1 protein-coding gene is annotated in these 17,103 nt (G+C 70.2%); it reads right to left on the reverse strand.

Translation table 11 applies throughout. The annotated features are described in order from the left end of the window. Window positions 1–68 precede the first annotated feature (68 nt). A complete protein-coding gene (locus TY25_RS39225; protein ID WP_042265190.1) occupies window positions 69–16,934 on the reverse strand; it encodes a non-ribosomal peptide synthetase in 16,866 nt (5,621 codons plus the stop codon). Window positions 16,935–17,103 lie beyond the last annotated feature (169 nt).

The following is a 17,103-nucleotide window of genomic DNA, read 5'->3' on the forward strand; positions in this document are numbered from 1 at the left end:
GTAGTCGTGCCGACAGGGGTCACCGTTACCGCAGCGTTGCCCATCATGCCTGAGCAGTCTCGATTTCGTCACGTCAGACCCGATCTGCGCGCCGTGTCCCCGGTACGCGGATCGAGCAGGCGCGACAGGGCCGGACCGATGTCCGCCAAGGCTTCCGGCGAGGTCATCTGATCGTGCGGGACACCGATCGGGTGATCTTCGACACGGCCCTCGACCAGCGGGTACCAATTCTGCGCCGCGGTCTCGTGACCGGCGGCGCTGAAGTAGTCGAGCCTGCCGCGGAATACCGCGGGCCGGTGCTCGGCGATGAGCTCGGCCGAACGCACGGCGCTGCGGTAGATCCGGCGCACCCGCTCCGGCGTGAGCACGGCCATGTCCGGCGGAATGGTCGCGTGCAGCGCGGCCAGCGCCTCTTCACTGAGGTCGTGGATGTCACCGTCCTCGGGCAGCAGCGCGTGCGCGCCGATGCCGAGTTCGGCCAGCGCCTCCCGAATCGCCGCGCGGAAGTCCGTCACATCGATGTCGGGATGGCTGTCGAGCATGGCGAGCAACGTGACCTGCTCGCCCGCGGCCTGCAGTTCCGTCGCGATGGCGTGCGCGAGCACGCCGCCGAGCGACCAGCCGAGCAGCCGGTACGGCCCCTCCGGCTGCACCGCGCGGATCTCCCGGACATACCGGGTGGCCATTTCGGCCAGCGAGGTCGGCAGGTAGCCGTCCTCGGACAGCGCCGGCGATTGCAGGCCGAAGATCGGTGTGCTGGCGGGTACGTAGCGCGCGAGACCCGCATAGCACCAGGACAATCCGTACATCGGGTGGATGCAGAACAGCGGCTCGGCGGCCGCGGTGTCGTGCGGCACCCTGGTGCGAATCGAGAGCAGCACGCCGAGCGCGGCGTTCGATTCGAGGTCGTAGTCGTGGTCGCCGGCGAGCGCGGCCAGGATGCGGGTGGCCAGCGCCGCCGGGGTCGAGTCGGTGAAGAACCACTGCACCCGGACCTCGGCCCCGGTGAGCGTGCGCAATCTGCTGACCGCACGGGTCGCCACCAGCGAATTGCCGCCGATGTCGAAGAAGTCGTCGTCCAGGCCGACCTGCTCGGCGCCGACCACCTCGGCGAAGACCTCGGTGATGGTCCGCTCCAGCGGGGTCGTCGGCGGACGGTATGGGCGCGCGGCGAATTCGGGTACGGGCAGGGCCTTGCGGTCCAATTTGCCGCTCGGGTTGAGCGGCAGCGCGTCCAGCACGACGAACGTCGACGGCACCATGTAGGACGGCAGCGCACCGCGCGCGTGGCTCAGCACCGCGGCGTTGTCGACGACCTCCCCCGGCGCGGCGACCAGGTAGCCGACGAGCCGGTCCCCGGTGCTGCCGTGGACCAGCGCGACCGCGGCGTGCCGCACCGACGGATGCCCCAGCAACACCGTCTCGATCTCGCCGAGCTCGATCCGCTGGCCGCGCAGCTTCACCTGGAAGTCGCTGCGGCCCAGGTATTCCAGGGCAGCACCGTGCCAGCGCACGATGTCACCGGTGCGGTACAACCGGGTACCGCCCTCGTGCGCGACGAACCGTTCGGCGGTGAGGGCCGGGGCGCCGAGGTAGCCGCGGGCCAGTTGCACGCCCGAGATGTACAGCTCGCCCGCCGCGCCGATCGGCACCGGGCACAGCTGCCGATCGAGCACGTGCACCCGGGTGTTCGCGACCGGCGTGCCGATCGGAACGGCGACGACGCCGCTGTCCTGCACCGGATAGTCGGTGACCACGGTGGCTTCCGCGGGCCCGTACCAGTTGACCAGCTGGGCGGTGGGAATGGTGGCGGCGAAGCGCGCCGCGGTCTCGCCGGTGAGCGCCTCGCCCGCGGCGAACACCCGCCGCAGCGTCGGAAGTTGCGCGGCGAGCGCCGGATCCAGGAAGGCATCCAGCATCGACGGCACGAAATGCACCGTGCTGACGCCGTATTCGGCGATCACCCGGGCCAGATAAGCCGGATCGCGATGCCCGTCGGGCTCGGCGACGACGATCGCCGCGCCGGTCTGCAAGGGCCAGAACAACTCCCACGTCGAGATGTCGAAGGTGATCGGCGTCTTGTGCAGCACCACATCCGAAGCGTCGTGCGGGTAGATCCACTGCGCCCACCGGAATTGGTTCACCATCTGGCGATGGGTGATCATCACGCCCTTGGGACGGCCCGTGGAGCCCGAGGTGTAGATGACGTAGGCGACGTTGTCCGGCGTGATCTCCGGGTCCGCGGGCGACACCGCATCCAGCGGCAGGTACAGCGTGTCGACCGCGACGACCGGCACCGCGGCGTCGGTGTCGAACGCGTCGCCGGTGGTGGTCAGCACGCACGCGGGCGCCGCGGCGTCGAGCACGAACTCGTTGCGCTCGGTCGGATGGTCCGGGTCGATCGGCAGGTATCCGGCACCCGAACGCAGCACGCCGTAGATCGTGACGACCAGATCGATGCTTCGCCGCATGGCCACGGCCACCAGCGATTCCGCGCCGACGCCCCAGCGGATCAATTCGGCGGCGAGCGCGCGGGAACGCAGGTCCAGATCGGCATAACTGAGCGTGACCTCGCCGAAGCGCACCGCGGGCGCGTCCGGCGTCCGCGCCACCTGCGCGTCGAACAGCGACAGCAGGGTGGCTTCGTCCAACAGGTCCGGCACGTCGGTGCCGTTGCGGGCGGCCAGTTCGGCGCGTTCCCCGTCGAGCAGCACGTCGATGTCGGCGACGCGGGCCTGCGGATTGGTCACGAAGCGGCGGATCAGCGCCGAAAGTCGTTCCGCCAGCGCCTGTGCCGTCGCCTCGTCGAACAGGTCGCGCAGGTACTTCACCGACACCCGCAGCTGGCTGTCGAGCACCACCATGACGGTCAGCGGATAGTGCGTCCCGTTGACCGCGCCGACACCGGTGATGTTCATACCGTCGATCGCGCTGGCCTTCTCCAGTCCCTCCCGATCGACGGGGAAGGACTCGAACACCACCAGGGAGTCGAAAAGTCCTTCCACACCGACGGTTTCCTGGATGTCGCTCAGGCCGAGATAGTGGTGATCGAGCAGTCCGGCCTGTTCGGCTTGCAGCTGGCGCAGCAGGCCGCCGAGGGTGTCGGTCGCCCCGAGCCGCACCCGCACCGGGATCGCGTTGAGGAACAGGCCGACCATGCTCTCCACGCCGTCGAGCTGGGGCGGCCGGCCGGACACGGTGGCGCCGAAGACCACATCGTCGCGGTCGACACTGCGCCCGATCAGCAGACCCCAGGCCGCCTGCACCACGGTGTTCACCGTGACGCCGAGCCCCGAGGCGAGGCGGGTGAGCGCGGTGGTGTCCGCCGGCGCCAGCTCGAAGCCGACTTCGCCGACGCCCGAAGAGATCTCGCGACCGGGGTCGACCGGCGCCAGCGGCGTCGGCTCGGTGACACCGGCCAGCGCCGCGCGCCAGGCGTCGCGGGCCGCGTCGGCGGGTTGCGCGCCCAGCCAGGCGAGATAGTTCCGATACGACGGCACCTTGGGCAGGTGCCGGGCGTTGCCGCCGAGCGCGTACAGCGTCAGCAGGTCCTTCATCAGCAGCGGCATCGACCAGCCGTCGATCAGGATGTGATGGCTGGTGACCAGCAGGTGGTAGCTGTCGGCCGCGGAGCGGATCAGCGCGAAACGCAGCAGCGGGGCGGTCCGCATGTCGAAGTGGTCCGCGAGGTCGGCCGCCTTGATCCGGTCCAGTTCGGCGGTCGCGGCACCCGGCTCCAACTGCGCGAGATCGATCAGCCGCCACGGCACGTCGAGCGAATCCTGCACGATCTGCAGGGGTTTGCCCTCCGCGTCCTCGGCGAAGGCGACGCGCAGGTTGTCGTGCCGGTCCAGCACGGCCTGCGCGCAGCGATGCATCCGGGTGGCGTCCACCGCGCCACCCAGGTCGAGCACGAACTGGGTGGTGTAGGCGTCGATCGAGGACTCGGCCAGTAGCGCGTGGAACAGCATGCCCGACTGCAGCGGCGTCACCGGCCATACGTCGGTGAGGTTCGGGTAGGCGGCGGCGAGCCGGTCGATGCCGGTCTGGTTCAGCCGGACCAGACCGAAGTCCGACGGCGTGAAACCGCCCGCGTCCGGGTGCAAGCCGTGTTCGGCCAACCCGCCGAGCGCCCGGATCCAATGCTCGGCAAAGGTTTTCACCTCGTCGGCGGCGAACGCCGCGGTGGCGTAGTCGAATCGGGCGAGCAGTCCGTCGTCGGTGGCGTCGACGGTCAGGTCGAGCAGCAGATCGTCGGCGGCGATATCGGTGTGCACCCGGGCCGGGCGCAGATCCCGGTAGCGCAACGCGAATCGGCCGCGCCCGAGCACGCCGAGCTCGTCCGCGGTGTCTGCGTTCAGGTAGCGCAGCAGGCCGTAACCGACGCCCTGCGAAGGCACCGCCCGGCGCGATTCCTTGATCTGGGCCAGGGCGGCACCCGCGGCGGGACCGCCGACCAGGGCCTCGGCGGTGTCGATCCGGCTGAGCCGCAACGGCAGCGGGAACTCGGTGGTGAAACCGCCGACCATGCTCTCGTCGGCGTTGGTCGCGGACCGCTGATCGGCGGACAGCCGGATCAGCGAACCGACGGCGCGCGTGACGGACTCCTGCGCCGAGGTCTGCAACGCCAGCGCGACCGCGGTGAGCAGCACGTCGTCCACGATGGTGTGATAGGCCGCCGCGACGGCGGCGACCGCGGCGGCGCCTTCGGCGGTGATGGCCAGCGAGACCCGGCTGCGGGTCCGCAGATCCAGCTGATCGGTGTCGGCAGCGGCGGGCACGGCCCCCAGCGCCCGCTCCCACCAGCCCAGCTCACCGACGGTGCGCAGATCGTGCGCCCGCGTCGACAATGCCCGGATCAGCACGCCGAGACCGGATTCCGGCGCGGCGGGGGCGGCATGCCTGCCGCGGCTCCACGCGGCGGTCAACTGATCGACGATGGTGCGCCACGAGATGTCGTCCACGACAAGGCCGTTGGCGACCACGATCAGCGTCGATCGGCCTTCCGGCCCGCCGGTCAGCACGAAGTGGATATTGCGTCCCTGTTCGGGATCCAGTGCCGCGGCGGCGGCCTGCACCACGTCGTCGATCGGCAGCGACGTCTCGCCGTGCTGCGGATCCAGCCTGCGGAACGCCTCGCCGGTGCGCTCGTCGACCGGCGGGATGCGCAGCACCGGGGCCTCGCCCGCGCGATCGAGCCGCACCCACAGCATCGGATGCTGGTCGAGCACCTTGCCCACAGCGGCGTGCACGGCCTCGACGGCGCAGCTGTCCGGCACGTCCAGCGCGATGGCGCGCACCTCGACGCCGGCGTCGAGCAGCCGGGCCGCGTGCGGCGTCAACGGCAGGTCACCGGATTCGTCGCCCGGACCGTCCTCGACCACCGCGACCCGGGCCAGCGCCGCGACCGTGCGCGACTCGAAAACCGCGCGGGGCGTGAAGGTCACGCCCCGGGCGCGGCAGCGCGATACGACCTGGATGGAGACGATGCTGTCGCCGCCGAGCGCGAAGAAGTCGTCGTCCAGCCCGACCCGGTCGAGGCCGAGCACCTCGCCGATCACCTCGGCGATGGCCAGTTCCGCCTGGGTCTGCGGCGCGCGATAGGCCGCGGTCGCCAGTGCGGGTTCCGGCAGCGCGCGCCGATCCAGCTTGCCGACCGGCGTCAACGGGATCTCGTCGAGTTCGACGATCGCGGTCGGCACCATGTATTCCGGCAGGATCGCGCCCAATTCCTCGGTGAGCGCGGCGATGTCGAGGGTGGCGCCCTGCGCGGGCAGCACGTAGGACACGAGCATCGTGGCGCCGGAACCGGATTCGCGGCCGACGGTGACCGCGAATTCGACGCCCGGTTGCCCGGTCAGCGCGGCGTCGATCTCGCCGAGTTCGATCCGGAAGCCGCGCACCTTCACCTGGAAGTCGTTGCGGCCCACGTACTCCACCTCGGGCGCGGCGCTACCGCGCCGCCAGCGCACCACGTCACCGGTGCGGTAGAGCCGTTCGCCGGGCGCACCGTACGGGTCGGCCACGAAGCGGGCGGCCGTAAGGCCGGGCCGCGCGTGGTAGCCGCGGGCCAACTGGATGCCGCCCAGATACAGTTCGCCCGCAACGCCTTCGGGCACGGGGCGCAACCTGCTGTCGAGCACCAGTGAGCGCATGTCGCGGATCGGGCCACCGATGGTGACCGGTTCGCCGGGGCGCAGCGGATCGCTGATGTTGGTCATGATCGTGGTCTCGGTCGGCCCGTAGCCGTTGTGGAAACGCCGCTGCTCGTCGCCCGCCCACTTGGTCACCAGATCGGCGGGCACCGCTTCTCCGCCCGCGACGATCGCCCGCATGCCGGACAGGGCGTCCGGGTCCAGCGAGGCGAGCACCGACGGGGTGAGGAAGGCGTGCGTGACCTGCTCCTCCTGGATCAGGCTCGCCAGTTCGGCGCCGCCGAAGGTGAGTGGCGGCGCGACGACCAGCGCGCCCGCCGAACCCAGCGCGAGCAGTAGCTCGAGCATCGAGGCGTCGAACGACGGTGAGGCGAAAGCCAGTGCGCGCGTGGACTGGTCGAGCTGATAGCGCTCCACCTGCTCGGCACTGAAATTGGCCAGGCCCGCGTGCGTCACCACCACGCCCTTGGGCAGGCCGGTGGAGCCGGAGGTGTAGATCACGTACGCGGCGTTGCTGCTGCGGATCGGGCCGTGCCGCTCGCTGAAGCTGATCGGCCGGTCCGAGCGGGACGCGACGTCGTAGGTGAAGTCGCGGTCGTCGAGTACCAGCCACGGCCGTCCGCCCGCCATCGCGGGCAACGTGCCGAGCTCCGCGGTCAGCGTCACGCCGAGATACGCCTGCGAGTCGGTGACCATGTGCGCGATGCGCTCGGCCGGATAGGTCGGATCGATCGGCACCAGCGCGGCGCCGGTCTTGGCCACCGCCCACAGCGCGAGCACCGATTCGACCGAACGCCGGATCGCCACCGCGACCAGCACATCCGGCCCGGCGCCGCGGTCGATCAGCGAGCGCGCCAATTGCGAAGAGGCGGCGTCGAGTTCGACGTAGCTGAAGGCCCGCCCGTGCACCACGATGGCGGGGCCGGTGGGGTTGCGGGTCACCGCCGAGGCCATCAGCTCGGCCAGGGTGCGCGGCGGCACCGCCTCGGCGCCCACCCGGGAGATCAGGTCGGCGCGTTCCGAATCGTCCAGGATCTCCAGATCACCGACCGCGATCCCGGGATCCCGCGCGACCGCGGCAAGAATACGGCGGAACCGGCGGCCGAAATCGGTGACCGTCGTCTCGTCGAACAGGTCACGGGCGTAGGTGAATTCGGCGGCGAGCCCGGCCTCCGCGCCGGCCTCGGTGCGCTGCTCGCGCAGGGTGAGCAGCAGATCGAATTTGGCGGTGTCCGCGGCTGGATCGAGCGCGGCGAAACTCAGCCCGGGCAGCTCGAAGCTGGTGGCGGCGAGGTTCTCGAACGACAGCGCCACCTGGAACAGCGGATGCCGCCCGGCGGAACGCTCCGGATCGAGCACCTCGACCAGCCGCTCGAACGGGGTGTCCGCGTTCGCGAAGGCCCGCAGATCGGTTTCCCGGTTCGCGGCCAGCAATTCGGTGAAGCCGAGTTGCGGCGCGACCCGGGTGCGCAGCACCAGGGTGTTGACGAACATGCCGATCAGGTCGTCTAGTTCGGCCTCGCCGCGGCCCGCGATCGGGGTGCCGACCACGACGTCCTCGGTCCCGGACAGGCGGGCCAGGAACACCGCCAGCGCGGTGTGCACGACCATGAACAGGGTGGCGTTGTGCCGCTTGGCCACCTCGACCAGCGCGGCGTGCACCTCTGCGTCGACGACGAAGTGGGTTTTGCCGCCCGCGAAGCTCTGCGCGGGCGGGCGCGGCCGATCGGTCGGCAGGTTCAGCTCATCCGGCAGGTCGGCGAGTTCGGTTGTCCAGTAGGCCAGTTGGGTGCCTGCGACGGAATCGGGATCGTCGTCGTCGCCGAGCACGGTGCGCTGCCAGAGCGCGTAGTCGGCGTACTGGATCGGCAGCGGCGACCAGGCGGGCGCCTCGCCTCCGCTGCGGGCGGCGTAGGCCAGCATCAGATCTCGTGTCAACGGACCCATCGACCAGCCGTCGGCACTGATGTGATGGGCGACGAACACCAGGACGTACTCGCTGCCCGCGAGCTGGAACAGCCTGGCGCGGAACGGCACCTCCATGGTGACGTCGAAACCGGCGGCGACGATGCGCTGCACCTCGTGCGCGACCCGCTCCTCGCCGATCTGGGCGGGCGCGAGGTCGACCAGCACCTCGTGCGGCGCGAGGATGCGCTGCTGCGGGCCGTCCAGCGTCTCCGGGTAGACGGTGCGCATGATCTCGTGCCGGGCGACCAGGTCGGTGACGGCCTGCTGCAACGCGTCGACATCCAGGTCGCCGGACAGCCGGATGGCCACCGGGATGTTGTAAACGGCCGCGGCGGTGTCGAACTGGTTGAGGAACCACATCCGCTGCTGGGCGAAGGACAGCGGAATGTGGTCGGGCCGTGACTGCGCGACGAGCGGCGTGCGGGTGCGCTCGCCCGCGAGATGCTCCACCTTGATCGCGAGTCCCGCGACGGTGGCGGCCTCGAACAGCGCGCGCACCGGTACCCGGGAATCCAGCGCCGCACCGATGCGGGCCGCGACCTGGGTCGCCAGCAACGAGTTACCGCCGAGGGCGAAGAAATCGTCGTCCGCGCCGACCCGTTCGACACCGAGCACCTCGGCGTACACCGCGGCCACGATCTCCTCGATCGGCGTCGACGGCGCACGGAACACCTGCGCCTCGAACTCCGGCTCCGGCAACGCCTTACGATCCAGCTTGCCGTTCACATTCAACGGCAAGCGATCGAGCACCACGAACGCCGACGGCACCATGTACGACGGCAAACCTTCGCTCAGCGCCGACTTCACCTGCGCCACATCGAGACCCGCGGCGGCGGCACCGGCCGCCTCGGCGGCCTGCGCGGCGAAAGACGCGGCTTGGACGGCGAAGGAGGTGGGGGCCGCCGGCGCGGCGGACGGCTGGGCAGCGACCAAGTAGGCCACCAGCCGGTCACCGGTTTTGGCGTCGGATTTGGCGACCACCGCGGCCTGCGCGATCTCGGGCAGCGCCAGCAGCGCGGCCTCGATCTCACCGAGTTCGATCCGGAAGCCACGGACCTTCACCTGGAAGTCGGTGCGCCCCTGGTATTCCAGCTCGCCCGAGCCGGTCCAGGCAACCAGGTCGCCGGTGCGATACATCCGCGCACCGGGCTCGAACGGGTTGGCCACGAACCGATCCGCGCTCAGATCCGGGCGGCCGAAATAGCCACGCGCCAATTGCGCGCCGGCCAAGTACAGCTCACCGGAGACACCGACCGGTACCGGGCGGAGCCTGCTGTCGAGCACGTAGGCCCGGCTGTTCCACTCCGGTGTGCCGATGGGCACGACGGCTTGGTCGTCCGCGGTGACTCGATGCCGGGTGATCGACACCGCGGCCTCGGTCGGTCCGTACAGGTTGTACAGCGCCACCTCGGGCTGCGCGGCCAGGAAGCGTTGTGCCAGTGCGGCGGGCAGGGCCTCACCGATGGCGAGCACGCGGGTCAGCGGCGAGGGCTGGGCCGAGGCCGCCGTGCTGGTGTGCACCAGGAGCGCGTCCAGCATGGACGGGACGACGTGCAGCGTCGTCACCGCCTCCCGGATGATCAGGTCATTGAGATAGGCCGGGTCACGGTGTCCATCGGGCGCGGCGATCACCAGCTTGCCCGCGCAGACCACCGCCGACCAGAACTCCCACACCGAGAGGTCGAACGTCGCGGCCGTCTTGAGCAGCACGGCGTCGTGCCCGGACAGGCCGAATTCGGCGATCTTCCACTGCAATTGGTTGGCGATCGCGGCGTGCGACACGGCGACGCCCTTCGGCCTGCCGGTCGAGCCCGAGGTGAAGATCACGTACGCGGTGTGCTCGGGCCGCAGCGGCGCGACCCGCTCGGTGTCCGCGAGCGGTCCGCTGGCGAACGAGCTCAGCACCAGGTCGTCGAGTCGCACGACCGGTGCCGCGGCGGTGTCGAAATCGGCGTCGGCATCGGTCAGCACGCAGACCGGCGCGGCCGTCGCCAGAATGTAGTCCGTGCGCTCGGCGGCCTGGTCCGGGTCGACCGGTACATACGCGCCACCGGCTTTGGCGACCGCGTACATCGCGACGACCAGGTCCACCGATCGCCGGAAAGCCAGCGCCACACGGGACTCGGGGCCGACGCCGCGCGAGATCAGGTAGCGGGCAAGCCGATTCACGCGCGTGTCGAGTTCGACATAGGTCAGCTCGTGACGCGAACCGTCGGGCAGGTCGGCCACCACGGCGACCGCCTCCGGTGCGGCGGCCAGCACCGACCGGCGCAGGAACGACGGCAACGTGGCGGCCGGATCGACCCGGTGCGCGGTGTCGTTCCATTCCGACAGCACCGAATGCCGTTCTCCGGGAACAAGAATGTCGATGTCACCGACCGGCGTGCCCACGTCGGCGACCACCGCGGCCAAGACCTGCGCCAACCGTGCCGCGAAGCCCTGCACCGTGGCGGCGTCGAAAAGATCGGTGGCATAGGTGAAGAAGCCACCGATGCCGGCGGGCACCCCGGATTCGTCGTAGCTGTCGCCCACGATCAGATGCAGGTCGAACTGCGACACGTCGAGGTCGGCATCGACGCCGGCCACCGTGAGGCCCGGCAATTCGAGTGCGGTGTGCGCGATGTTCTGGAACGACAGGCCCACCTGGAACAGCGGATGATGCGCCGTCGAACGCGGCGGATTCAGCACCTCGACCAACCGCTCGAACGGAATGTCCGCGTGCGCGAACGCCTGCAGATCGGTGTCGCGCTGCCGCGCGAGCAGATCCGTGAACGATTCCGCGCCGTCCACGATGCTGCGGAACACGACGGTGTTGACGAACATGCCGATCAGATCGTCGAGTTCACGCTCACCGCGACCCGCCACCGGCGTGCCGATCGCGATGTCTCCCGTCCCGGACAACCGGGCGAGCAGCACCGCGAGCGCGGTGTGCACCACCATGAACAACGTCGCCCCGTGCGCCCGGCCCAACTCCACCAAACCGGCATGAGTAGCCGCATCAATCCGCACATCGACCCGCGCACCGGCCATCGATGCGATCGCCGGACGCGATCGGTCCGTCGGCAACTCGAGCAGATCCGGCAACCCGGACAGCTGCTTGCGCCAGAAGTCGATCTGTTGCGCCGCAATCGATTCCGCATCGGACTCATCGCCGAGCACCGCACGCTGCCACAGCGCGTAGTCCGCGTACTGCACCGGCAACGGAGCCCAGCCCGGCGCCTCGCCCGCGGTCCGCGCGGCATAGGCGACCATCACGTCACGCACCAGCGGACCCATGGAGGACGCGTCCGCGGCGATGTGATGCACGACCACCGCGAGCACATGATCGGATTCGTCGGCGCTGTCGGTGATCTCGAGCAGCCGGACCCGCAGCGGCACTTCATCGGTGACGTCGAACGGGGTGGACGCCAGGGCATACACCTCGGCGGGTACCGCCGCCGCGGTCACCGGCCGCGCGGCGACATCGAGGGTCACCCGGCTCGCGGGCAGCACCACCTGCACCGGACCGGCGGAGGTCTCCGGGTACACGGTGCGCAGCACCTCGTGCCGGCCCACCACATCCTCGAGCGCGGCACCCAGCGCCTCGACATCCAGCGCCCCGGTCAATCGCAGGGCGAACGGCAGGTTGTAGGCGGCCGAACCGGCCGACCCGTCATCGGACTGGTCGAACCGGTTCAGGAACCACATCCGCCGCTGCGCCAAGGACAGTGGCAGTTCGTCCGGCCGCGCGATGCTGCCCAGCGCGATGCCGCGCGCAGCGTGGGTCTGTGACTCGATCGCGGCGGCCAGCGCCTGCACCGTCGGTGTCTCGAACAGCGTGCGCACCGGCACGCGGGCATCGACCGCGGCACCGAGCCGGGCGACGACCTGGGTGGCGATCAGCGAATTGCCGCCGAGGGCGAAGAAATCGTCATCGGCCCCGACCCGGCTCAACCCGAGCACCTCGCCGAACACCTCGGCGACGATCTCTTCGACCGGCGTTGCGGGAGCGCGGAATTCGCGAGCGGCGAAGGCCGGCTCGGGCAGCGCCCTGCGGTCGAGCTTGCCGGACGGGTTCAGCGGGAGCTCGTCGAGGACGACGATTGCGGCCGGAACCATATAGGCCGGAAGGGTTTCGGCGACCGCGGCCAGCAGCGCCGGCTGTTCCACCGACGTCCCGGGCGCGGGCACCACGTAGGCCACCAACTGGTCCCCCAGCGTCGACTGGCTGACCAACGCGACCGCCTGACTCACCGAAGGCTGTGCCAGCAACGCCGTTTCGATCTCCCCCAGCTCGATCCGCTGACCGCGGAACTTGACCTGGAAATCGGTGCGGCCGAGGTACTCCAGCCGATGCGACCGGCCCGCGCTGCCCGCGCGCCACACCACCAGGTCGCCGGTCCGGTACATCCGCTCGCCGAAACCGAACGGGTTGGCCAGGAAGCGATCCGCGGTCAGGTCCGGCCGCCGGACGTAGCCGCGGGCCAGCTGGTCACCTGCGAGGTACAGCTCGCCGGGGACGCCCGCGGGCACCGGGCGCAACCGGGCATCGAGCACGTAGACCTGGGTGTTCCACTGCGGCAGGCCGATCGGCACCGAGCGGCTGTCCGAACCGTCGGCGGGCCAATAGGTCACCGACACCGCGGCCTCGGTCGGGCCGTAGAGATTGTGCAGTTGCGCCTGCGATACCGCGCCGAAGGCGGCGACGGTCTCCGGGGGCAGCGCCTCGCCGATCACGAAGACCTCGCGCAGCGTCGGCCCCGCGTCGGCGGCCGCGTGCGCGGCGAAGACGGTCAGCATCGAGGGCACGAAGTCGGTGACCGTCACCCGTTGCGCGGCAATGGTTTCCGCGACGTAGGCGGGATCGCGGTGACCGTCGTGGGTGGCGACCACCAGGGTCGCGCCGGCCCGCAGCGGCATGAAGAAACCCCACAGCGACACGTCGAACGTGGTCGCCGTCTTCTGCAGGTATACGTCGTCGGGGCCGAGCGGGTACTGCGCCAGCATCCAGTCGATCTGGTTGTGGATCGCCGCGTGCGAGACCGCAACGCCTTTCGGCCGTCCCGTCGAACCGGAGGTGAAGATGACGTAGGCGGGGTGCTGCGGCAGCACCGTGCGGCGCAATTCGTCCGGGCGCACCGGACTGCCGTCGAAGGCCGCGGTGTCGATCTCGTCCAGCCGCAGCACCTCGACGCCGTCCGGCACCTGGATCGCATCCGCCGCGGTGGTCAGCACGCAGGCGGGCTGGGCCGTGTCGAGGATGTGCGCGATCCGCTCGGCCGGATGGTCCGGATCCAGCGGGACGTACGCGCCACCCGCCGTCACGATCGCGTACATGCCGACCACGAGGTCCACGGATCGCCGAATCGCGAGCCCCACCAGCGATTCCGCGCCGACACCCCGGTCGATCAGCAACCGGGCCAGGCGGTTGACCCGGTCGTCGAATTCGCGATACGTGAGCGTCGCGTAGCGACTCGATGGGGGGTGGTGGTCGGGCGACGGGTGGGCGAGTGTCGCGCCCTCGTAGACCAGCGCGGTGGCGGACGGGCGTGCCGCGACGGTCCGGCGGTAGCCGTCGAGCAGCAGCTCCGGCGCCACCGCATGCCTGGTCTCGTTCCAGCCGTACAGGATGCGCTCGCGCTCGGCGGGATCGAGCAGGTCGATGTCGCCGACCGCCCGTTCCGGCTGTGCCACGACCGCGGCGAGCAGCCGGTCCAGACGATGCGCGAATTGCGCGATCGTCGCTTCATCGAACAGGTCTGTGGCATAGGTGAACTGGGCCGAGAAGCCGGACTCGGCCTTGGGCACCACGGTCAACTGCAGATCGAACTTGGCCACCGCACCGTCGAATTCGACCGCCTGCGCGGACAATCCGGGCAGCTCGACCTGCGCCTTGTTCATGTTCTGGAAGAACAGCGCCACCTGGAACAGCGGATGATGCGCCTGCGAGCGCACCGGATCGAGCACCTCGACCAACCGCTCGAACGGCAACTCGGCGTGCGAGAACGCCGCCAGATCGGTCTCTTTCGTCGCCGCGAGCAAGTCCGTGAACGAGGCGCCGGGATCGATCGGCGTGCGCAGCACGAGGGTGTTGACGAACATGCCGATGAGCCCGTCGAGTTCGCGCTCACCACGTCCGGCGACCGGTGTGCCGATCGTGATGTCGACGGTTCCGGTGAGGCGGGCCAGCAAGGCGGCGAACGCGGTGTGCACCACCATGAATTCCGAAGCGCCCGCCCGCTGGGCGAGTTCGGTGAGTCCGCGGTGCACCTCGGCGCTCACCTCGAAGGTGTACTCCGCGCCTGCGCCGGACGCGACAACCGGGCGCGGGCGGTCCGCGGGCAGATCGATGCGGTCCGGGATGCCCGCCAACGCGTTGCGCCAGTAGGCGATCTGCGCGGCCGCCACCGAATCCGGATCGTGCTCGTCGCCGAGCACCTCGCGCTGCCACAGCGTGTAATCGGCGTACTGCACCGGCAACGGCGGCAGCGCGGGCGGCGCGCCGTTGCGCCGGGACAGGAACGCGCCCAGCAGATCACGCAGGAACGGCGCGACCGACGCGCCGTCGGCGGCGATGTGGTGCACCACCACCACGACCACGTGCTCACTCGCGGACAGCTCGGCGAGCGCGAGGCGCAGCGGCACCTCGGTGGCGACGTCGAAACCGCGCAGCGCGAATTCGCGCAGCCAGTCGGCCAGTTCGGGTTCGGCGAGCGGCTTCGGCGCCAGGTCCGGAACCGCCTCCGCGACAGGCAGAATCACCTGGTAGCCGGTACCGTCGATGGCCGGGTACACGGTGCGCAGCGTCTCGTGCCGCTCGATCACATCGGTGATCGCGGCCTGTAGCGCGCCGAGATCCAGCGCCCCGGTGAGCCTGATCGCGAACGGGATGTTGTTCGCCGCCGAGGCCGGATCGAACTGGTTCAGGAACCACATCCGCTGCTGCGCCAGCGACAGCGGGATGTGTTCGGGTCGTTCCATCGGGGCCAGCGCGCGCCGGTCGTCAGCGCCCTTCAACGGCTCCAACCGCTCGGCCAGGCCTGCCACCGTGGGGGTTTCGAAGATCAGCCGGGCGGGCACTCGGGCCGACAGTGCTGTGCCGAGCCGGGCCGCCACCTGCGTCGCGATCAGCGAATTGCCGCCGAGCTCGAAGAAGTCGTCGTCGGCGCCGACCGGCGCACCGGGGCCGAGCACCTCCGCGAACACATCCGAGACCAGCTCTTCCAACGGGCCGACCGGTGCGCGGAAGACCTTGGTCTGCAAGCGCGGTGCGGGCAGCGCGGCCCGATCCAGCTTGCCGACCGGGGTCAACGGGATGGTGTCGAGCACCATGACGACCGTCGGCACCATGTGCGCGGGCAGGCTCTGCTCGGCGAACGCGGCCAGCTCGGCGGCGTCCGCGGCTTTTCCGGGTGCGGCGTGCACGTAGGAGACGAGAATTGTGGCGCCGGTGTCCAGGTCGTGTCCGACGGTCACCGCGAAGTCGACCGTCTCGTGCGCGGCGAGCACCGCGTCGATCTCGCCGAGTTCGATCCGGAAGCCGCGGATCTTCACCTGGAAGTCGTTGCGGCCCCGGTATTCCAGCTCGTTCCGGTCGTTCCAGACCACCAGATCGCCGGTGCGGTACAGCCGGGAGCCGCTGGCATCGAACGGATTCGCGACGAACCGAGCCGCCGTCAACCCCGGACGATCGTGGTACCCGCGCGCCAGTTGCGCGCCGGTGATGTACAGCTCGCCGACCGTACCGGCGGGCACCGGCACCAGCCACTCGTCCAGCACGTATTCGGTGACCGCGCGGATCGGCCCGCCGATGGTGACCGGCTCGTCCGGCACCAGCGGCGCGCTGATATTGGTCATGATGGTGGTCTCGGTAGGCCCGTATCCGTTGAAGAACTCGCGAGCCCGGCTACCCGCCACGGGAATCACCCAGCGCCGCACCAGCTCCGGCGGGCAGGCCTCGCCACCCGCGACCACGACGCGCAACTCGTCCAGTCCGGCGGGCTCGACCGAGGCCAGCGCGGCGGGCGTGATGAACGCGTGCGTCACTCCGGTGCGCCGCAGCAGGATGGCCAGCTCCTCGCCGCCGAACACGGTGGGTGCCGCGATCACCATCGTGGCCGCGCCACCCACCGCGAGCAACAACTCCAGCACCGACGCGTCGAACGAGGGCGACGCGAAATGCAGTGTCCGCGAGGCACTCGTCACCTGGTATCGCTCCCGCTGCTCATCGCAGAAACTCGACAGACCGGCCTGCGTGACGACCACGCCCTTCGGCTTGCCGGTGGATCCGGAGGTATAGATGACGTACGCCGGATGTTCGGCGCGCAGCGGCCGCACCCGATCGACGTAGGTCACCGGGTCGGCCGGGAACTCCTCCAGCAGCCGGGCGCAGTCGGCGGTATCGATGGGCAGCCAATCGACCCGGTCGGGCAGATCGGCGCGCACGCCCGCGACCGTGAGGCCGAAGACGGCGCCGGAGTCGACGACCATGTGCTCGACGCGGTCGGCCGGATAGTTCGGATCCACCGGGAGGAAACCGGCGCCGGTCTTGGCCACCGCCCAGACCGCGACCACGGAGTCGATCGAGCGGGGAATGCCGACGGCGACCAGGTCCTCGGGGCCGATGCCGCGCTCGATCAGCAGCCGGGCCAGCCGCGTCGACCGCTCATCGAGCTCGGCGTAGCTCAGTTCGGCCAGGACGCCGGTGGCGTCGGCGTAGGTGACGCCGAGGCCGCTCGGGTTGGCTTCGACGGCGGTCGCCAGCAGCTGCGGCAGGGTGGTGACGCGCGGGCGCCTGGTCCGCGTCGGTCGAACGCGTGCCGGGCGGGTCATGCGCACACCGCTGCACGGGTCTCGTCACTTCGCTGCCCGACCGACCGAACCATGAAGATGCCTCACCCTGCCTGTTGTCGCCGCATTTCCGCCTAGCTGGCCCCCGCCCCCATGATCATCGAACGCGTGCCCGCCCATCGTTACCGAAGGAACCGGCCCACGCCGAACA

Origin of the sequence: Nocardia brasiliensis NBRC 14402 (genome assembly GCF_000308475.2) — a bacterium.
Lineage (GTDB): Bacteria > Actinomycetota > Actinomycetes > Mycobacteriales > Mycobacteriaceae > Nocardia > Nocardia brasiliensis.